The organism is Gilliamella sp. wkB7, assembly GCF_001693435.1.
Taxonomy (GTDB): Bacteria; Pseudomonadota; Gammaproteobacteria; order Enterobacterales; family Orbaceae; genus Gilliamella; species Gilliamella apicola_N.
The window spans coordinates 2,127,919-2,149,300 of record NZ_CM004509.1; the positions used below are offsets into that span (position 1 = coordinate 2,127,919).

Below are 21,382 nucleotides of genomic sequence, written 5' to 3' on the forward strand. Positions count from 1 at the left end.
TCCAAGTTCTTAGTAATCATTCAAAATATCATCAAGCGGATCACCTTTACTACCGCCATTTGATGAATTGCCGCGTTCTGAAAGACTGAGATATATCAGTGCTAATGCAATTCCTAACGCACCAAGGGCAATTAATGTTAATTGTGATAAAGCGGCAACCACAAAGCCAATAATGAAAAATGGCCATACTTCACGGTTTGCCATCATGTTTATTACCATTGCATAACCAACTGCAACAACCATACCACCACCAATAGCCATACCGGTTGTTAACCATTCAGGCATTGCATTTAAAGCTTCTTTTACTGTTTCTGCAGGAATGAAAAGTAACGCTGCTGCTGGAATGGCAATACGTAGACCTTGCAAGCAGATACCTAAAATTTGCAACCATTCGATTTTACGAATATTACCTTCTTCTGCTGCGGCATCCATCATATGAACTAATGGAACAGCGATAGTTCTTACAATCATAGTTAAAAATAATCCAGCAACCGCGAGTGGAATAGCTACTGCAATAGCTGTTGATACGCCAGCAATGCCTTGACCACCTAAAACTAAAATAATCGATGATGCGACAGCGGCTAGTGCGGCATCAGGTGCTACGGCTGCCCCAATATTTGCCCAACCTAAAGCAATCATTTGTAATGATCCACCTAATACAACACCCGCTTCTAAATTGCCAGTCACAAGTCCAATTAATGAACATGCAACAAGTGGCTGGTGAAATTGAAATTGATCTAAAATACCTTCCATACCGGCTAGAAAGGCAATAGCTATCACTAATATGATAGCAACGATTGATAATGTCATAATATATAACCTCTTAAATAAAACTAATTTTTTTGTTCAGCTAATTCTTCTTTCGCTTTTTTCAATAAATCATCCATATTACTATTGGAATCATTTGGTACTTTGCGAACATCAAATTTAACGTTTTTGGCTTTCAATTTTTCAAATGCATCAACATCATCAGCATTCATTGAAAGCACTTTATTAACCATGACTTTACCAACAGAATGTGCCATAGAGCCAATATTAAGAACATCAATATCGACGCCACCTTCTATCGCACGTAAAACATCTTGAGGGTTTTCAAATAAGAGTAAGGCCTTAGTATTGCCAAATCGAGGGTCATGCGATACTTCAATAATTTTTTTAATTGGTACAACGTTTGCTTTAACTCCAGGAGGTGCTGCTTCTTGAATAAGTTTTTTTCTTAATTCATCTTTAGCGACGGAATCAGAAACCACAATTATACGATTAGGATTGGTTGATTTAGTCCAAGCAGTTGCAACTTGCCCATGTAATAATCGTGAATCAACTCGCGCTAAGACAATTTTCATTTTACCATCACCAAGTATTGTTCCTTCAGGTATTGTGTTAGATACTTGGGTTGCTGGTGCATTTTGATTTGGTGCATCAACAGTTGCTTTGACGCCTTCTCTTGCTGGCTCAATAATTGCGGCAGCAATTTCTTTAGCGGTCTCCATTGAAAAACGTGAAGAGTAAGCTTCGATAAGCATTGGAAGATTTAAACCTGCAACGATCGCCCAATTACTGTGTTCACCACACAAATTATTAGCCTGATTAAAAGGTGTGCCACCCCATAGATCTACTAAAAATAATACTTCATCTTGATTGTCAAATGTTGCGATTGCTTCCTGCATTCGTTCTTTTAAACTTTCTGGACTATCACTAGGATGCAAGGTAATGGCTTTAACATTTTCTTGCTCTCCAAAGATCATCGATCCTGATTGTAGAATACCTTCAGCAAACTCCCCATGAGTAGCTAGGATAATTCCTACCATATGATTTCCTCCGGATTTTTATATTATTGAATAATATAAATGTGTTGTAAAATTACTCTAAAAAATTATTACTAATTCAGTTATTTGCTACAATAAAAAATGTCACTCTTTTACTATGCAAAAAAGCAAAGGTTTTTTAGTGTAAATCTGACTGCATATTTATTCCATTAAAGAATATATTTATTCCATCAAAGAATATATTTATTATATTATAAATTTTATTATTAAATCATTGCATTTGTTAAAAGTTGTGAAACAGATAATAGATTATGTTATTAAAAAACATCTCGTTATAATCAAAAAAAATCACAATAGTCAAAAATAAATAATTTATTATTTTCCCTAAAATTACGAATTTCTTGATGTTAGGATAATTGCTATAATTTTTTTGAAAAAATATTTAGACTATTGGTTACTGAATTTTATTTTATCGATTTGTAAACTTTTCTTATGATCTTTATTAGGCACAATATATGGTTATCAAATGATAATACGGAATATATTGTGCATAATATTACTTAACTTATTTAATCCATAATGATTTATTTTTATACCGTTGATCAAGTTCAGCACTAAACCAGCGACCGTTTAAAACTTCAGAAATGATGATATTTTTCGTTTCTTGATTAATTGATTGATCAACATCCATTTCATTAAGTACATCACTGTAAGTAAATTTTTTGCCTCCCATATACGCAATAGCTTTTACTTTATCTGCGTTCATGTATAAATAGGCATTATTTGCCTTACTATGGTCATCGGTCCAATTATTCCAATAAACTAAATTAGTTCCATTAGGATCACCTGAATGAATAAAATTATTAAGGTATTTTTTAAATGTCATACTTAATTGTTTGGCGCCTTGAGTTTTGTACGCATTACCAATGAAACCATCATAATTTTGTGAATTAGCATCCAATAATGGTAAGAAAACTCCATGAAAAGCACCAAATAATGCCATTTGGGAACCAACACTATTGGTGTCTTGACCAAATTCTATTTCTACCCCATAAATTTTGGCTTTATAAAAGGGAGCCATTTTCTGCGCAGAATCTGCTACATTAAATAGGTCATATAAACGTCCCCCATATTTATTGGTAAAATTAAATTCTTTAAGTTTTTTTCCTGTTGGTAAACCATTATTGAAAGCATCACTAAAATAAGGTGATGTTTGAGCGAATAATGAAAATTCGCCGGTGCCAGTTAACATAATCAATGGCACAGAATTATATTCATGCGTATTAAAACCGTCTTTAGGAATGACATATCCATCGTTGTATAAATGTGGAAATACGCTCATTCTTATTCCAGCATTTCCCATAAGTGATACTAGTCGTTGTGAAGATAAACTATAAAGATAATTTCTTACATCAGAGTGATTAGTTAATAGCCAATTATAAGCTTCTTCTTGGGTTGGTTTTATTTTATCTTCAACAACAAGAGGAGCGATAGCCTTAGCAAATACTTTTACGCTATCTTGTTTATCCGCAATAGTCATGCCACCACTAAAAGATATTGCCTTTTGGAATTTGTCTTTGAAAATAGGTGAGATTAACATTGTCATTACATCTCGCCCACCAGCAGAAAAACCAGATACGGTTATATTATTAGCGTCTCCACCAAAATTAGTTATATTATCTTTTATCCAATCTAAGGATTTTGCAATATCAAGTAGAGCATAATTTCCAGAATCTTCGAGTTTATCACCAGTTTGTAAAGCGGGAAGTGGATTGAATCCCAATGGTCCTAAACGATAATTAATTGAGACAAAAATACCGTCAATGTCATTTACCATGGTATTTCCTGTCATTTCCTCCGCTTTACCATTTTGATTATTTCCGCCGTGAATATAAACCAGTACTGGTAAATTATTCGATTTATTATTAGGTCGATATATATTGAGATTTAGACTGTCATCTGACCCAATAACTTTATTTTCTTTAATTTGAAATGCGACTTTACTTGCTTGGGTTGCATCTAATACGCCTTCCCATGGATCAGGATCAACGGGTTTTTTCCACCTGAGTTGACCAGTTGGTGATTTGGCATAAGGTATGCCCGTCCAAACAATAACGTTATTTATTTTATCGAATTGACCTTTTACCATACCATATTGGGTTTGAACCAAAGCGACATCAGCTGTTTGGTTGATATTGGCTTGATGATTATCAATGTTATGTGAATTATTTTGATTACTTGCAAATGTTGGGAGGGATAGAGCTAATAGACTAATTAAGACCGTGGCAATATTAAGTTTTAGTAATGATTTTTTCATAGATTTTCCTTTTATAAAATAAAACTTAAATAAAATTTGAACTAGTTTTTCAAAAAATCCATCAATTAATGAACATAGTTACATTTGAAATTAGAGTAAAATTATTGTTTTTATAAATGGTTATTTCAAATGCTGTGAATGAAAAATTAGACTTGAGTCACAAATTGGGTATACCAATTTGTGTTATTTAGCAATTTATGCAGGGTGGTTATTTATTGCTTTGCGAATAGAATCATTATTTTGTAACAATATTTTTTTTGCTTGTAACTCATCAATATCCGCAAGAATCATTAATATTGCTGTTTTACAATGTTTATTGCATTTATTCAATGCAGCTATTGCTGTTTCACGACTGCAATCGGTAGCTTGCATAACGATTGATATTTGTCGTTCAATGAGCTTGGCATTAGTTGCTTCAACATCAACCATTAAATTGCCGTAAACTTTGCCAATTTTGATCATGCTTGCGGTAGTTAGCATATTGAGTACTAACTTTTGTGCAGTACCAGCTTTCATTCTTGATGAACCCGTGATCACTTCAGCTCCAACAATTGGGGTAATAGCGATGTCTGCTAATTTAATCATTGGTGCCTTAGGATTACAACATAAACTAATAACTGTTGCTCCCAGTGATTTAGCATATTGCATACCACCTACTACATAAGGAGTGCGTCCACTAGCTGCAATACCGACTAAAATATCGCTAGTGCCAAAATCAATATTGGCTAAATCATTGATAGCTTGATTAGGATTATCTTCAGCTTTTTCAACGGCTTTAAAAATAGCTGGTGTTCCGCCAGCTATTAAGCCTATGACCTGCTGCGGTGGCGAGCCATAAGTAGGTGGGCACTCACTGGCATCTAAAATACCCAATCGACCAGAGGTACCGGCACCAAGATAAATTAATCGACCTTGTTTTAAAAAAGCTTGGCTGATAGCATCAACAGCTTGAGCTATATTATAAAGTTCTTTTTCAACAGCTAACGCCACTTGTTTATCTTCATTATTGATAATTTTAAGTATCTCTAATGTTGAACAGTTATCAATATGTTCGCTATTAGGATTGCGACTTTCGGTTATCATCTCTGAAAGATTAATTTTTTGCATGTTTTTTTAATCCTAACCATAACAATAAAATTACAACAGCAAATAAACCGCCAAAACCAACACCGATTGCTATAACAGGTAAATCCATAGCAACAGCTAAAGTGTAAAGCCCTAACATGACCATCATAGCAGTGTATTCACTTAAGTTTTGTACCGAAATCACACTGCCCGCGCCAACTAACTCTTTACCTATTTTTTGAATAAAAGCATTTAAAGGTACTAAAAAGAAGCCACCTAAAGCTCCAATGACAACTAACAAAATATAAGATGAAATAATATTACCTTGTAATGTAAAAGCAATTACCATAATTCCCATCATAATTCCTGCAGGAATACAACGTAATGTGTTATTTATTGAGACAAATGTACTAGCGAGTCCAGCACCAATCACAATACCAATAGCAACAATAGCATTAAGGTTGGTTGGTGTGGCATTATCGTGAATATCTAAAACGACAGGAACCCAACTAATCAACAGAAAACGTAAAGTGATACCTGCGCCCCAAAATAAACTTGTGCCTAATAATGTAAACAGTACTTGCTTGTTAGTAAATATTATTTTAACCGTATTAGCAAAATCTTTGACCATACTTAAAAATTGCCATTGAATATTTTGTCTTGCAGCAGGTAATTTAGGAATAAAAATGTTAGCAATAACAGCAAGTCCATACATAAATACACACGCAAATAGCGCCGCAGTTACATTAAGATCGGCAATATGTCCACCGGCTAATGACCCAAGCAAAATAGCAGCAATCGTTGATGCCTCAATTAATCCATTAGCTTTTACTAAATTATCACCACTGGTGAGTTCTCCCAAAATTCCATATTTTGCTGGAGAATATGCTGCAGCACCAATACCAACTAAAAAATAGCCTACAAATGGACTTAAGTTTAAACAGATACAACCGGCACCTAATAACTTTATACCGTTTGAAATCATCATAACTTTTCCTTTGGACATGCTATCAGCAAATTGACCGACAAAAGGGGAAAGTATAATAAAAGGCACAACAAAACCAATCTGTAATGCTGACTGGCTCCATTCTGGATAATGTAAATTTTTAATGAATGCCAATATGGCAAAGAAGATTGCATTATCAGCAAAAGCTGAAAAAAACTGCGCTAGCATGGTCGCAACCATGCCTTTACTTAATAGTGACAGTTGTTTCATATGATATCCTTAAGTTATTGGTCAGCCATTTTTCTCAAGGTAATAAAATCAATTTTACCTGTACCAAGAAGTGGTAACTCTTTAACAACACGAATATCACGCGGTATAGCTAATGCTGGAATGCCCAGTTCTTGGGCTGCTTGATTAAGTTGTTCGCGATTTAACTCAGGCGATGTAGTAAATAATACAATTGCTTCCCCTTTTGCTGCATCACTTTTTACTGTTGCACCGTGCATAGCTTCAGAATCGACTTTTTTAGCAAGAGCTTCAACACTTTCTAATGAAACCATTTCACCAGCAATTTTAGCGAATCGTTTTAACCGTCCTTTGATTGTTAAAAAACCTTGCTTATCAATAGAAACAATGTCGCCGGTATCATACCAACCTTTTTCGGGTTGACCTTGTTCATTGGTTGCGATTGGTTCTTCCAATTTACCTGGGTTTTCTACTCGTAAGTAACCTTTCATTACATTAGGCCCCTTAACGAGTAATTCTCCACCATCAGAAATACCTGGAATTGGAATTAATTTTGAGGTCATACCCGGTAATAATCGGCCTACCGTGCCAGCTTTAAATGCCATTGGAACATTCAGTGACACAACCGGTCCGCATTCTGTAACACCATAACCCTCTAGAATACGAATACCATATTTATCTTTCCATTGCTCACGTACTGCGTCAGATAGTTTTTCCGCACCAGCGACCACATAACGTAGGCGCATGAAATCATAAGGGTGTGCATAACGAGCATAATTGGCTAAGAAAGTAGGTGTACCAAATAAAACGGTACAGTTTTGGTCATAAATTATTTCAGGCACCATACGATAATGTAAAGGATTTGGATATAAGAAAGTACGGCTACCGGAAAATATTGGTAAAAATAGCCCAGCGGTGATACCAAAAGCGTGGAATAGCGGTAATGCAGACATAAAGCGGTCAGCGGGTGTTGGGTCAATAACGGTTCGAATTTGCTCGACATTAGCAAGTAAGCTAGCATGGCTATGCACAACACCTTTAGGATTACCTTCAGATCCGGATGTAAATAATACCAACGCTTCGTCATCACTGGTTTGAGCTTGTTTAACTAAACGTGGTATAAACTGGTGAACGGCAATGTAAAGTTTGTCGGTAAATGTTAAACTACTGCGTAAATCTTCTAAGAAACACCATTTAACATCTTTGATTTCTTCAAGTAAATAGTCGAGTTTTCCTTTTTGGATAAATTTACGTGAAGTTATAATGGTTTTGATTTCAGCAGCTGTAATTGCGCAGGTTAAACCTTTTGTTCCTGCGGTATAGTTGAGCATTGCTGGAATGCGGTTTTTAACCGATAAACCAAAAATGGTAGCAACGGTAATCGTTGCATTAGGTAATAGAACTCCAACACGTTCTTTTTTCTGAGTAAATTTAGAAAGAATGCAGCTAATACCAATAATTTGTTTAATTAAATTGCGATAAGTTGCTTCATTAGTTGTGGGATCTTGTACCATCCGTGATTTTACGCCGTAGCGTACTTGAGCTTCAAGCAGTGCTTCAAAAAGAGTTAATTTAGGACGACTTCCCATGCGAGCATTCATCATTATTTGATGAAGTTTTTCACCGGCAATATAGCGTCTTTCACTAGCTTTAGGTGCATCTGGCATAGGAATGGATGTTGGTTCAAGCACATGAATCGTTATTTTAGGGAATAAGTGACGTTTAAATAATCCTTTCAAGCGACTGGTTATGGTAAACTCAGCGCCTTCAATCCAGACAGGTACAATGGTTGCTTGTGATCGAGCTGCGACAAAAGCAGCGCCATCATAAACTTTCATTAAGGAACCTGTTACTGTAATTCTTCCTTCTGGAAAAATAACAATTGGACGACCTTTTTCAATTTCGCGAACTAAACGTTTAATGGCCATAGGACTAATTGGATCCATTGGCACAAAATCTACATAATGTTTGGCTAGGCGTACTAACCAATGGTTGATATAACCTGCGTAGATAGCAAAAACAGGTCTTACTGGTAAAAAAACGCCGATTAGAATACCATCAAGAAAAGAAACGTGATTCGGTGTGATAAGCAATCTGTCTTGTTTTAAATTGTTAAGATTCCCATGAACTTTTACATGGAATAACATCTTTAAAAAAAATTTTAATATTTTAAATAACATCTGATTTCTCAAGTATCGTGTAAAATTACACCGTGTAATAATAGTGAAAATAATTAAAATATACAAGAAATGTAAAAGCTAAAAAATAAATAAAATAAAACAAATTGTTATATGTTAAGATAATGTCGCTTGATTTTAAAAATAGATTATAGATACTAAAAAGGTAAATAAATAGAAAAGATTAATAAGGAATCAAAATGCTAATTTTGACAGCTAAAGATATTGAAAAATTCTACACCATGCCAGAGGCAATAGCTGCAGATAAACAAGCCTTAAAAATTTATACTCAAGGAAATAGTGATGTGCCATTACGTATCAATTTCGATATGCAAAAAGGACAATGCTTGTTTATGCCTGCTCATATAAAAGATAACGATATTGTAGGAATTAAAATAGTTTCGGTATTTCCAGATAATCCTAAATTGGGTAAACCATCTGTACCGGCTCAAGTCATGATGATAGACCCACAAACAGGTGAAGTTTGCGCTATGTTGGATGGTACTTTTGTAACCCAACTTAGAACAGGCGCAGTGCAAGGTGCTGCAACCGATCTTTTAGCTCGTAAAGATTCTAAGCGAGCCGTGTTGATAGGTACAGGTGGGCAAGCTGCTTCACAATTAGAGGCCATGTTAACCGTTCGTCCATTAACCGATGTGGCAATCTTTGGGCTGGATGCTAATAAAGGTAAGCAATTTACCGAGTTAATGAAGAAACGGTTTGAACATTTTTCTGCTAATCTGTATTTTTCTGAAAATTTTGATGAAGATATTCATCAAGCGGATATCATTACCTCTGTCACCACATCAAAAGAAGTGACTTTTAATGGTGATCTAGTTAAGCCTGGAACTCATATCAATGGAGTAGGGGCATATATGCCAAAGATGCACGAGATCCCAAGTAATATTGTAGAAAAAGCCGATATTCGAGTGCTTGATACGAAAGACGGTGTATTTGCCGAAGCTGGTGATATCATTGATCCTATTGAACAAAAACTCGTATCAAAAGATGATTTTTTAGAATTAGGTGATTTAGTTTTAAATCCACAGCTTTGCCGCCAAAATGAGCAGCAAATTACTTTATTTAAAACAGTTGGAACAGCAGTACTTGATGTTTATGTTGGTTATGATATTTACCTTAAAGCAAAAGAAAAAGGTATTGGCATAAATATCTAATAAAGTAACAACCTGAAATTTGTAAAAAAGTTTCAGGTTAACTATACGTTTAAGTAAAAAACTAACTTTTTAACTCTTCTTTTTGAGAACGTCCAAGCAATGCCATCGCTGCTTGTTTAGGATCTTTATTTTCATATAAAATTTTATAAATCTGTTCAGTGATAGGCATATCAACATGGTATTTTTGTGCAAGTGACCAAACTTCTTTGGTATTTTTACAACCTTCGACAACTTGGGCAATAATATCTTGAGCCTCTTGAATAGATTTATTTTGACCAAGTAATATTCCAAAGCGACGGTTACGAGATTGATTGTCTGTACAAGTTAAAACTAGATCACCAAGTCCTGCCATTCCCATAAAAGTTGCAGGATCAGCGCCTAATACTGCACCTAAACGCATCATTTCGGCAAGACCTCGGGTGATTAACGCTGTTCTGGCATTAGCACCAAAGCCTAAACCGTCTGACAGACCTGCACCAATAGCAATAACATTTTTTATTGCCCCGCCAAGTTGTACTCCAATAAAGTCTTTACTGCTGTAAACACGAAAACTTTTACTACAGTGAAATAGATTTTGTAATTCGGTTAAAAATTGCTCATTGGTTGATGCGACAGTTACTGCTGTTGGTGAACCAGAAGCTACCTCTTTGGCAAACGTTGGTCCAGAAATAACCGCTAATGGAATTTTATCACCTAGAATTTCTTTAGCTACATCTTGTAACAATCTGCCTGTATCAACTTCAAGCCCTTTTGTTGCCCAAACAATTTTGCTATCTTTACGTAAGAAAGGTTTAATTTGTTTTAGGATGCTGGCAAAAGCATGACTTGGTACGACAATTAGTAAAATAGGTGCAGCTAATACGGCTGTTTGTAAATTGCTTTCAATTTGTAACAGATCAGGAAAAGGTATATCTGGCAAAAACTGCTTATTTTGCCTGTCATGCTGCAAAACAGTCATTTTATCTGGGTTATGTCCCCACAATAACGTAGGGTGACCATTTCGTGCTAATAAGATAGCTAAAGACGTTCCATAAGAACCCGCTCCAATAACTGTCACAGCAGCATTTTTTTTCATAATAATCCAAAACTTTTTATTAATTCAAATAATATAACTATTGCAATGTTTCAGTTGATTCAGCTTCAGCTTGTTGCTGAATATAATTCATATACAACGCTTCAAAATTTACTGGTTCTAGATTCACTTGTGGGAATGAACCTTTATTTACTAAACTTGAAATCACTTCACGTGCGTAAGGGAACAAAATATTTGGACAATAAGAGCCGACACAATGTTGAACTTGGCCTTCATCAAATCCGATAAGTGAAAAAATACCTGCTTGAGTCACTTCACAAATATATACAATTTCTTCTTGCTGTTTTACCGTTACAGTAACCCGTAGTGCAACTTCATAGACGCCTTTATTTAATATTTGCGAAGATGAATTTAATTCTAAATTCATGTCTGGTTGCCACTGTTTAGTAAAGATTTCAGGTACATTGTTAGTTTCAAATGAAACATCTTTAGTGTAAATACGCTGAATTGCGAATTGTGTTTCAGGTTGTTGGGTATTATTTTGTTCTGTCATGATAAAACCTTATTTTTGAATAATATTATTTTTTTACAAGTGGTAAATTTTCGCCATTCCAGCCAGCAATGCCATCTTTTAACACAGACACATTTAAAAAGCCTTGTTTGATAAGTGTTTCACCAATGCTAGCAGACGATAAACCATTTTCGTCGATCAGAATTATGGTGTTTTCTTTAAATTTTTCAATTAATTTTGAACTGGAATTTTTAATATCGATAGGCAAAATATTATGAGCGTCAGTGATATGCCCCTTTTTAAAACTATCTGCAGATCTAATATCAATAATAACTGCATTTTCTTTGTTAATCATATGGATCGCCTGAGCATTATCAATAATTTTAACCTTTGATAATTTACCTTTAATTGTTAATACGATAATTGTGATAAATAGCGCAATCCAACCTAATGAAAGCAAAAGATGATTTTTTACAAAAGGTAGAATTTCGAGTGTAATAAAGTCCATACTTATATAATTACCTAATTTTTTAATAATAAGACAAGATTATAACGGTATTATGCATTGAAATACAGTGCTTAAAAGAGAAAACTTAATTTACATGCAACCATGTTAATTTAATTTTTCGATTAGAGTGATACATAGTTTAAATAGGTTATTTTAATTTTATGTTTTTTTATGAGGCTATTTTATTTGTGTAATTTGGTCCAAAATCTAATTTCCGTATTATTTTTATAATTCATGATGTTTGGTGATTAGATGGATATAAACTAAATAAACTAAGAAAAACGTCAATTTAAAAATCAGAAATAAATCTTGAATAATGATTAATATAGTAAAATTTATCTATTTTAGGGCATTACAAACGATCATTTTTAGTTCGATGAGTAATTTTGGTGCATTGATTTGGTGCTTGTTGCTTTAATTTAGTGCAATTCGTATATTTATGTTACTATTATTGAAGATAAATCCACTAAAATAGTATGGTCAAAAAATGGCATCATATTTGCATAATAATATACAACTCGGCAAGAATGCCTTTTAAACTGAACAATTATTTGTCCTCAATGGAGAAGATACATGTCTATACAAAGAGTTTTAACGCTAATTAAAGATAATGATGTGAAATTTGTTGATTTACGTTTTACTGATACTAAAGGTAAAGAACAACATGTTACTATTCCTGTTAGTCAAATTGATACTGATTTTTTTGAAGATGGTAAGATGTTTGATGGCTCATCAATTGCAGGTTGGAAAGGTATTAATGAATCAGATATGGTATTAATGCCAGATGCATCAAGCGCTGTTATTGACCCATTTTTTGAAGACACGACATTAAATATACGTTGTGATGTCTTAGAACCAGCTACATTGCAAGGCTATGATCGTGATCCTCGTTCAATAGCTAAACGTGCAGAAGACTTCTTAAAATCATCTGGTATTGCTGACACCGTTATTTTTGGACCAGAACCAGAGTTCTTTTTATTTGATGATGTACGTTTTGGTTCGCCGATGTCAGGCAGTTTTGTTCATATCGATGATATTGAAGCAGCTTGGAATTCGGGTACTAAATATGAAGAAGGTAACAAAGGGCATCGTCCCGGTGTAAAAGGTGGTTATTTTCCACTTCCACCAGTTGATTCATCACAAGATATTCGCTCTGAAATGTGCTTAATTATGGAACAACTTGGTTTAGTTGTTGAAGCTCATCACCATGAAGTAGCTACAGCTGGTCAGAACGAAATTGCTTGCCGTTTTAACACATTAACTAAAAAAGCTGATGAAGTTCAAATTTATAAATATGTAGTTCAAAATGTTGCTCACGCCTATGGTAAAACAGCAACATTTATGCCAAAACCAATATTTGGTGATAATGGTTCAGGTATGCACTGTCACCAATCACTTGCTAAAGACGGCGTAAATCTTTTTGCGGGTGATAAATATGCGGGTCTATCTGAAATGGCACTGTTTTATATTGGTGGAATTATTAAACATGCTAAAGCGATTAATGCATTTACTAACCCAGCCACTAACTCTTATAAACGTTTAGTACCAGGTTATGAAGCTCCTGTTATGCTTGCTTATTCAGCACGTAACCGTTCTGCATCAATTCGTATTCCTGTTGTTACAAGCCCTAAAGCTCGTCGTATTGAAGTTCGTTTTCCAGATCCGGCAGCGAATCCATACTTAGCATTTGCAGCGCAGCTAATGGCTGGTTTAGATGGTATTATCAATAAAATTCATCCAGGTGATGCAATGGATAAGAACTTGTATGATTTACCGCCAGAAGAATCTAAATTAATTCCACAAGTAGCAGGCTCACTTGAAGAGGCATTAGAAGCATTAAATTCAGATCGTGAATTCTTAACTCGTGGCAACGTATTTACTAATGATACCATTGATGCCTATATCGATTTAAAACGTCAAGATGTTGATCGTGTTCGTATGACGCCACATCCAGTTGAATTTGAATTGTACTATAGCCTATAAGTAAAAACTTTATGCCTTAACCATCACTATTTAGTGGTGGTTTCTAAAGGGGACGGAAATCCAACGATGACATTTGATAATGAATCTGATGCTAATCTTGTTCTCGATTCGATGATCACAAGTATTTTGTTATTAGATAAAAAACTCAATATTCTTTATGCTAATACTGCTGCGCAACAATTATTGGCGCAAAGTTCCAAAAAATTATTAGAAAGTTGTTTCCCAGATTTATTGAGCTATTTTTCTTTAGATATTGAATTAATGCTGAGTGCATTAGAAAAAAATCAGGGTTTTACGGATAACGAAGTTAATTTAGTTGTTAACAATGAATTACATATCTTATCGTTAACGGCACAATTACTAACAAACGGTCATGTATTGATCGAAATGGCGCCGTTAAATAATCATAAGCGGTTAAGTCAAGAGCAATTACAACAAGCCCAACAAAGTGCAGCTCGTGAATTAGTTAGGGGGCTTGCTCATGAAATTAAAAATCCACTTGGAGGTCTTAGAGGCGCCGCTCAGTTATTATCACGCGAACTACCTAAAAATGAATTGCAAGATTATACGCAAATAATTATTGAACAAGCAGATAGATTAAGGAATCTTGTCGATAGGTTACTTGGCCCTCAACAGCGATTGCAGCAAAAAGAACAGAATATTCATAAAGCAATTGAACGAATATATGCACTCCTTTGTCTGGAAAAGCCAATCAATGTTGTAATTTTACGTGATTATGACCCCAGTTTGCCTGAATTCATTCATGATTCAGAGCAGATTGAGCAAGTGATTTTAAATATTGCTCGTAATGCTTTACAAGCTATTGGTACTAAAAGTGGAACGATAACAATTAGAACAAGAACAGCGTTTCAAGTTACTTTACATGGTCAGCGTTATCGTCTATGCGCGCGTATAGATATTGAAGACAATGGACCAGGTGTTCCTGTTCATATACAAGATACACTGTTTTATCCAATGGTAAGTGGTTATGAAGGCGGTACTGGAATTGGACTTTCGATTGCACATAATATTGTCGATCAACATCACGGTAAAATTGAATTTAATAGTTGGCCTGGGCATACAGAATTTTCTGTCTATCTGCCAATTAAGCAGTGAGGTAAATTAAAATGAATGTTTGGATAGTTGATGATGATAGTTCTATTCGTTGGGTATTAGAAAAAGCATTAACCAATGCTCATTTTAATTGTATTACTTTTTCAAGTGGTCAAGAAGCGATAGATGCTTTAGTTACTAATCCACAAAAACCGGCAGTTTTAATCTCAGATATAAAAATGCCCGGGCTAGATGGCTTTACATTACTTCACCATGTTAAAGAACAATATCCTGACTTACCTGTTATTATTATGACAGCTCATTCAGATCTTGATGCAGCAGTGAATGCATATCAACGGGGAGCTTATGATTATATCCCTAAACCTTTTGATGTTGATGAAGTTATTCAACTCGTAGAGCGAGCTATACTACAAACTCAAAGTAAAAAAAACAGTAGTAATACCACCGCTAAAGCGTCCACTGGTATTATTGGTGAAGCGCCTTCTATGCAAGAAGTGTTTCGTATTATTGGTCGTTTATCTAAATCATCAATAAGTGTTTTGATTAATGGAGAGTCTGGAACGGGTAAAGAACTGGTCGCCAAAGCTCTGCATACTCATAGTCCTCGATCACAATCGCCATTTATTGCACTTAATATGGCCGCTATCCCTAAAGACCTCATTGAATCAGAACTATTTGGGCATGAAAAAGGGGCTTTTACTGGGGCAGCACAAATTCGTCATGGACGATTTGAACAAGCTAATGGTGGAACGTTATTTTTAGATGAAATTGGTGATATGCCTCTTGATGTGCAAACCAGATTATTAAGAGTGTTAGCTGATGGGCAGTTTTATCGTATTGGGGGATATTCACCCGTCAAAGTCGATGTACGTATTATCGCTGCAACTCACCAAGATTTAGAAGCAAGAGTCAGAGAAGGAAAATTTAGAGATGATCTGTTTCATCGTCTAAATGTAATTCGTATTTTATTACCCCCACTACGCGATAGGGCTCAAGATATTCCAAAACTGGCAGCACATTTTTTAAATACTACAGCAAAAGAATTAGGGGTAGAAAGTAAAGTATTCAGTGTTGAAGCCTTAGATGTATTATGTAAGTTTAATTGGCCAGGTAATGTTCGTCAGCTTGAGAACACTTGCCGTTGGGTTACAGTTATGTCTTCAAGTAAAGAAATACTTGTACAAGATTTACCTCCAGAGTTATTGCAATTAACTATACCTAAAAACGTCACAAGTCAGGAAGTTAGCATTCAACAGAGTAATCAAGTACAAAAAAATATTGATTGGCAATATCAGCTGGAACATTGGGCTAAAGAAGCCTTAATTGCTGGCAAGGTTGGCATTTTAACAGAGGCGGTTACTGATGTTGAGCGTATTTTATTAAATTGTGCTTTGAATTTTACTCGTGGACATAAACAAGATGCTGCACATTTATTAGGTTGGGGACGTAATACGTTGACGAGAAAGCTTAAAGAATTATCTGATGATAAGTAATTATTAAAAATATATGCGGTTTTTATAAAAACTCATTGTTTCAACTTTAAAAATTACTGTTTTTATCAATTTTTTTGGTATTATTTTGCTGTTTGTTTAAAGTTCATTGAACACTTATTTATTTTTAGTTACAATTCGGTGTAAATGATAATTATTATTATTTTATTTATCATTTATGCGCTTTTGAACTAAGCTAATAATTAGGAGTTACAATGTATTCATCTATCAAAGTTAAATTTTTAGTATTACTAGCCGCTTTATTTGCATTGGTTGGTTGTGATGATAAAAAAGATGCACCTGCCGCTAATAAAACATCAATTGTTGTTGAACATGCCCAAGGTAAAACCGAGGTACCTGAAAATCCAAAAAAAGTAGTAGTATTTAATACCGCAACATTAGATATTATCGATGCATTAAATATTCCTGTTACGGCCGTTCCTCAATCAGATGTACATTTCCCAGACTTCTTATCAAAATATGCAGATAAAACCTATACTAATGTTGGCACTCTATTTGAGCCAAATTATGAAGTGCTAAGTACACTTCAACCTGATGTAATTATTGCTGGTGGACGTGCAAATGATGTCTATAAAAAATTAAGTGATATTGCACCAACAATCTCGCTTGATCTAGATCCTAATAATTTCTTAGCTAGTTTAACGCAGCGTACTGAACAGTTAGGTACCATTTTTGGTAAACAAGAGCAAGCAAAAAAATTACTTGCTGATTTTAATCAAAAAATTGAACAGTTAAACCCAAAAGCAAGTACAGCAGGAACCGCTTTAGTTATTATGATTAATGGTGGCAAAATGTCTGCTTATGGACCAAAATCGCGTTTTGGATTTATTTTCGATGTACTAGGTTTTAAACCTGCAACAATATTCCAAGAAGCGGGACGTCATGGTAATGCAGTAACTTCTGAATTTGTATTAAGCGTTAATCCTCAATGGTTATTTGTCCTAGATAGAGACAATGCAATTGGTAATAAAGAAGCTCAATCAGCACAGCAAGTTTTGAATAATGAATTAATTCAGAAAACAGATGCATGGCAACAAAACCATATTGTTTATTTAGATTCTACATCAATGTATATTTCTGGTGGTATCCAAACTTATAGTCGTTTAATGGACCAAATAAGTGATGTTTTACAAAAAACATCAGCAAACTAAATAAACCATGACTAAAACAGTTTATTTTATTGCAGGCATTGTTTTTTTATTAGCAATGACTGCATTAAGTTTGTTTATTGGTGCAGGGCATGTAACGTTAGTCGATCTTTGGTCTGACAGTAATATGCGACAAATCTTTTTTGTTAGCCGTGTTCCTAGAACGGTGGCTTTACTCTTAGCGGGTAGCGCGATGAGTGTTGCAGGTTTAATTATGCAACTACTTACTCAAAATCGATTTGTCGAACCTTCTCTAGTAGGTACTACTCAATCAGCTAGTTTAGGATTATTAGTGATGATGGTACTTGCTCCAGGCGCAAGTGTTATGATGAAAATGGTGGTAGCAAGTTTATTTGCTATGGCTGGCACTGTATTATTCATGTTTATTTCTCGCAAAATTATTTTTAAATCTGCACTTATGGTACCTCTTGTTGGGATAATGCTTGGTGCAGTGATTAGTGCAATTTGTACTTTTTTTGCTATGTATTTTGATTTACTGCAATCACTTGGAGGCTGGGAATCAGGTGATTTTTCAGGTATTTTACAAGGTCGCTACGAGCTATTGTGGCTAGTTGGGGGCATTACCTTACTTGCATGTTGGAGCGCAGATCGTTTTACCGTTGTGGGATTAGGACGTGATTTTTCTGTCAATGTCGGACTTAATTATAACCAAGTCATGCTAACTGGACTTATTGTTATAGCTCTTATTGGTGGCATCGTCGTTGTCGTTGTTGGAGTATTGCCATTTTTAGGATTAATTGTACCTAACATTGTCAGTTTGATATTTGGTGATAACGTTCGTAAAACCATACCTTGGATATGTTTATTCGGAAGTGGATTGGTTTTATTTTGCGATATTATCGGGCGAGTTATTCGCTATCCGTTTGAAATTCCCGTTAGTGTTATTCTTGGTGTGGTAGGGGCTATTATTTTTTTAGTGTTGTTGAGTAAAAAACGTCATGCTAGTTAATCAAAAACGCCTTATTTCAAGTCGAAAAACAATATTATTATTACTAGGTATTGCCGTTTTTTGTGTTGTTTTTTTTATGACATTTAATTTAAAAGGTAATATTAGTTATATTTTAGGTCATCGGACTTGGATTGTCTTAACCATGATTTTAGTGGCTTTTTCTGCAGCAACTTCGACTCTGCTTTTCCAAACTGTTACTAATAATCGAATTTTGACACCCTCTATAATGGGATTTGAATCTTTGTTTGTATTGATTCAAACGGTGGTCGTCTTTTTTATTGATGCTCAAGGTATTCCTTATATTGGAATTATTGGTAAATTTATTTTTGAATCATTGTTATTAATTTTATTTTCTCTATTTTTGTATCGAGGATTATTTACCAAGCTCAAACAGAATCTTCATTTAGTTTTATTAATTGGGATCATTTTAGGCACGCTATTTCGTAGTTTTTCTAATTTGTTACAGAGGTTAATGACACCAACTGAATTTGCTGTATTGCAAAGCCGAATTTTTGCAACATTTACTCGAGCTGAACCTATGTTAATTATCTTTTCATTAATTATTGCCACAATTATAGGGCTTTTTTTATGGCGGATGCGGTTTAGGTTCGATGTATTAGCGTTAGGGCGTGATAATGCCATTAATTTGGGCGTCGATTATCAAAAAAGTGTCACCATTATTTTATTACTTGTTTCGGTATTAGTTGCAATATCAACGGCACTAGTGGGTCCTTTTACTTTTCTTGGTCTGCTTATTGCCAATTTAGCTTATAGCATTAGTGGTTCAAGCCAGCATCGTTTTTTATTACCAACAGCTTTTTTATTAGGTGTAATTTTTCTTGTTGGTGGACAGATGTTTTTAGAACATGTCTTAAACATGGTAGGTGCATTATCTATTGTAATTGAATTTATTGGTGGTTCATTGTTTATCTTCTTATTATTGAAAAAGGTTTCAATGTGATAGAAATTGATAATATTAGTAAAAAATATCAAACTATACAGGTATTAAAAAATGTGAGTGCAACAATATCACAAGGTGGTATTACAGCGATTATTGGTCCAAATGGTGCAGGTAAATCGACACTATTATCAATTATTAGTCGTTTATTGCTTGCTGATGAGGGGCTAGTAAAGATTCAAAATATGGATGTTGTTAATACGCCAAGCGATAAACTTGCAACTTATCTTTCAGTATTAAGGCAAGAAAATCGTTTTACCAGCAGACTTACTGTTTTTGAGTTAGTTGGATTTGGCCGTTATCCTTATAGCAAAGGGCGATTAAATAAAGATGATTTAGTACATATTAATCGGGCTCTTGAATTTTTGAATTTGACTGAATATAAAGATCGATTTTTAGATGAGCTTTCTGGTGGGCAACGTCAACGTGCTTATGTCGCAATGGTACTTTGTCAAGACACAGAATACGTATTACTTGATGAACCATTAAATAACCTTGATATGAAGCATGCTGTTGCAATGATGAAACAGTTACGTCGTGCTGCTGATGAATTGGGTAAAACGATTGTTATTGTCATTCACGATATTAATTTTGCTTCGGTCTATTCCAACTATATTCTAGCAATGAAAAATGGAGAATTAATTTATCAAGGAAATCCAGAGCAGATAATGGACTCCGCTATTTTAGAAGATATTTTCGATACTCCTGTTCAGATAGAAAAAGTTTATGATCAAAATATTGCAATCTATTATTGATAGATATTTAACTATTAATAATAAAAATATTAAAAATATTCAATCAAATATAGAAACTTTTGTTTACTATTTTCTCTGATTAATGTTAAATAAATGACAATACTTTTGCCGAGATAATAATAATGAAATTAGAGGAAATCGCACTGATAGCTGGCGTTTCAAAAACAACGGCTAGTTATGTTATAAATGGAAAAGCAAAAAAATATCGCGTTAGTGATCAAACAATTGAAAAAGTAATGTCAGTTGTTAAAGAGCATGATTATCAGCCCAATGCGGTTGCTGCAGGATTAAGAGCGGGTAAAACCCATACTATTGGCATTATTATTCCTGATTTAGAAAATATTAGTTATACTCGGATTGCCAATTACTTAGAGCAATTGATAAGAAAAGAAGGTTATCAAGTGCTACTTTCATGTTCAGAAGATGATCCCCAAATCGAAAAAGAGTGCGTTAAGCATCTTCAACAACGGCGAGTTGATGCGTTAGTGATTTCCTCATCATTTGTTTCTGTCGACGATTATGTTTTTTATGATGATTGGCAAAACTCCAAAATTCCATTATTCGCTCTTGATAGAATTTTACCCATTTCTAAATTTAGGAATATAGTGGGGGCGGATAAACAAGATTCTAAAACCTTGGCTCAAGCATTTAATGATGTTGTTCAGGGGGCTATGGTTTATCTTGGTGCCTCACCTAATTTATCAGTCAGTCAACTTCGTCTAGATGGATTTAACGATATTAGACTTGATAATTATCACCATGATAATAGTAATAAAGTTGATTTTTTATATGCAACTAATTATAGTCGTCATGACGCTGATATCGCTTTTAGTCAATGGTTAGAAAATCATGAATTGCCAGACGGTATTTTTACTACATCTTTTTCTTTGCTTCAAGGAGCTATTGACGCAATTTTAAGAAAGTTCGGTCATTTACCTGAAACATTAACTATTGCTACGTTTGGTGATAATGAATTATTGGATTTCTTACCTTGTAAAGTTATATCTCTTTGTCAAGATCATAAAGAAGTTGCTAAAATGACAATAAAAATGTTATTAAATTGTTTGCAAAATGAAAGCTATCAGCCAGGAATCACCGTTATTCCTAGGCGACTAATTTACCGTGGTAGTTTAAGTCGTAATCGAACTTTGTAAAACAGATTATTTTTTTTACAAAATATTTAGTTAAATTTTATACAAAAAGAAGATCCAGATCACATATTTTCTATTAATAGAGATA

Annotated in this window: 17 protein-coding genes and 2 pseudogenes; 9 read left to right on the forward strand and 10 right to left on the reverse strand. The window is 34.4% G+C overall.

The features are described from left to right. Positions 1-9: 9 nt before the first annotated feature. The 7 genes and pseudogenes from A9G17_RS09410 to aas all read right to left on the reverse strand — a co-directional run bounded on the left by A9G17_RS09410 (position 10) and on the right by aas (position 8,520). Positions 10-810 (reverse strand): PTS mannose/fructose/sorbose transporter subunit IIC, encoded by an 801-nt coding sequence (locus tag A9G17_RS09410; protein ID WP_065738476.1) that lies wholly within the window; start codon positions 808-810, stop codon positions 10-12. A 23-nt stretch (positions 811-833) separates the two neighbouring features. Then, a pseudogene (locus tag A9G17_RS13480) lies at positions 834-1,376 on the reverse strand (PTS system mannose/fructose/N-acetylgalactosamine-transporter subunit IIB); the annotation flags it as partial. A gap of 51 nt (positions 1,377-1,427) precedes the next feature. Further along, positions 1,428-1,808: pseudogene (locus tag A9G17_RS13485) on the reverse strand (PTS sugar transporter subunit IIA); the annotation flags it as partial. A 523-nt stretch (positions 1,809-2,331) separates the two neighbouring features. Next, complete coding sequence (locus A9G17_RS09420; RefSeq protein ID WP_065738478.1) at positions 2,332-4,083, reverse strand: carboxylesterase family protein; 1,752 nt, start codon at positions 4,081-4,083, stop codon at positions 2,332-2,334. A 195-nt stretch (positions 4,084-4,278) separates the two neighbouring features. After that, positions 4,279-5,190, reverse strand: a complete 912-nt coding sequence (murQ, locus tag A9G17_RS09425; RefSeq protein ID WP_065738479.1) for an N-acetylmuramic acid 6-phosphate etherase — start codon at positions 5,188-5,190, stop codon at positions 4,279-4,281. Next, on the reverse strand, positions 5,177-6,364 hold the full coding sequence (lplT, locus tag A9G17_RS09430) for a lysophospholipid transporter LplT (RefSeq protein ID WP_065738480.1): 1,188 nt from the start codon (positions 6,362-6,364) through the stop codon (positions 5,177-5,179). The genes murQ and lplT overlap by 14 nt, the downstream gene beginning before the upstream one ends. A 14-nt stretch (positions 6,365-6,378) precedes the next feature. Next, positions 6,379-8,520: a bifunctional acyl-ACP--phospholipid O-acyltransferase/long-chain-fatty-acid--ACP ligase gene (gene aas, locus A9G17_RS09435; RefSeq protein WP_065738481.1), complete on the reverse strand. Its 2,142-nt coding sequence runs from the start codon at positions 8,518-8,520 to the stop codon at positions 6,379-6,381. 197 nt (positions 8,521-8,717) lie between these two features. Between aas and A9G17_RS09440 the strand changes: the two genes are divergently transcribed. Next, complete coding sequence (locus tag A9G17_RS09440) at positions 8,718-9,692, forward strand: ornithine cyclodeaminase family protein (RefSeq protein ID WP_065738482.1); 975 nt, start codon at positions 8,718-8,720, stop codon at positions 9,690-9,692. Between the two features lie 61 nt (positions 9,693-9,753). Here the strand turns inward: A9G17_RS09440 and gpsA are convergent, their stop codons facing one another. From gpsA to A9G17_RS09455, 3 genes are read right to left on the reverse strand one after another with little or no spacing between them, the layout of a single operon-like run. Next, positions 9,754-10,767 carry an NAD(P)H-dependent glycerol-3-phosphate dehydrogenase gene (gpsA, locus tag A9G17_RS09445; RefSeq protein ID WP_065738483.1) on the reverse strand — a complete coding sequence of 338 codons (1,014 nt, stop codon included), beginning with the start codon at positions 10,765-10,767 and terminating at the stop codon, positions 9,754-9,756. A gap of 37 nt (positions 10,768-10,804) precedes the next feature. After that, positions 10,805-11,278 (reverse strand): protein-export chaperone SecB, encoded by a 474-nt coding sequence (gene secB, locus A9G17_RS09450; protein ID WP_065738484.1) that lies wholly within the window; start codon positions 11,276-11,278, stop codon positions 10,805-10,807. A gap of 25 nt (positions 11,279-11,303) precedes the next feature. After that, a complete protein-coding gene (locus A9G17_RS09455; RefSeq protein WP_065738485.1) occupies positions 11,304-11,744 on the reverse strand; it encodes a rhodanese-like domain-containing protein in 441 nt (146 codons plus the stop codon). Between the two features lie 573 nt (positions 11,745-12,317). Between A9G17_RS09455 and glnA the strand changes: the two genes are divergently transcribed. The 8 genes from glnA (at position 12,318) to cra (ending at position 21,297) form a co-directional block, all read left to right on the forward strand. Beyond that, positions 12,318-13,727 carry a glutamate--ammonia ligase gene (gene glnA, locus A9G17_RS09460; RefSeq protein ID WP_065738486.1) on the forward strand — a complete coding sequence of 470 codons (1,410 nt, stop codon included), beginning with the start codon at positions 12,318-12,320 and terminating at the stop codon, positions 13,725-13,727. Between the two features lie 66 nt (positions 13,728-13,793). Further along, the gene (glnL, locus tag A9G17_RS09465) at positions 13,794-14,843 is read left to right on the forward strand and encodes a nitrogen regulation protein NR(II) (protein ID WP_065738487.1); all 1,050 of its coding nucleotides are present in this window, start codon (positions 13,794-13,796) and stop codon (positions 14,841-14,843) included. 11 nt (positions 14,844-14,854) lie between these two features. Further along, positions 14,855-16,294, forward strand: a complete 1,440-nt coding sequence (gene glnG / locus A9G17_RS09470) for a nitrogen regulation protein NR(I) (RefSeq protein ID WP_065738488.1) — start codon at positions 14,855-14,857, stop codon at positions 16,292-16,294. 212 nt (positions 16,295-16,506) lie between these two features. Next, positions 16,507-17,463, forward strand: coding sequence for a siderophore ABC transporter substrate-binding protein (locus A9G17_RS09475; RefSeq protein ID WP_141677581.1), 957 nt, complete (start codon positions 16,507-16,509; stop codon positions 17,461-17,463). Between the two features lie 7 nt (positions 17,464-17,470). After that, entirely contained in the window at positions 17,471-18,430 is a 960-nt protein-coding gene (locus tag A9G17_RS09480) for an ABC transporter permease (protein WP_065738489.1), read from the forward strand. Then, on the forward strand, positions 18,420-19,391 hold the full coding sequence (locus tag A9G17_RS09485) for an iron chelate uptake ABC transporter family permease subunit (protein WP_065738490.1): 972 nt from the start codon (positions 18,420-18,422) through the stop codon (positions 19,389-19,391). Before A9G17_RS09480 ends, A9G17_RS09485 begins: the two co-directional genes overlap by 11 nt. Further along, positions 19,388-20,143, forward strand: a complete 756-nt coding sequence (locus tag A9G17_RS09490; RefSeq protein WP_065738491.1) for an iron ABC transporter ATP-binding protein — start codon at positions 19,388-19,390, stop codon at positions 20,141-20,143. Before A9G17_RS09485 ends, A9G17_RS09490 begins: the two co-directional genes overlap by 4 nt. Positions 20,144-20,265: 122 nt before the next feature. Further along, complete coding sequence (gene cra, locus A9G17_RS09495) at positions 20,266-21,297, forward strand: catabolite repressor/activator (protein WP_065738492.1); 1,032 nt, start codon at positions 20,266-20,268, stop codon at positions 21,295-21,297. Positions 21,298-21,382: the final 85 nt, after the last annotated feature.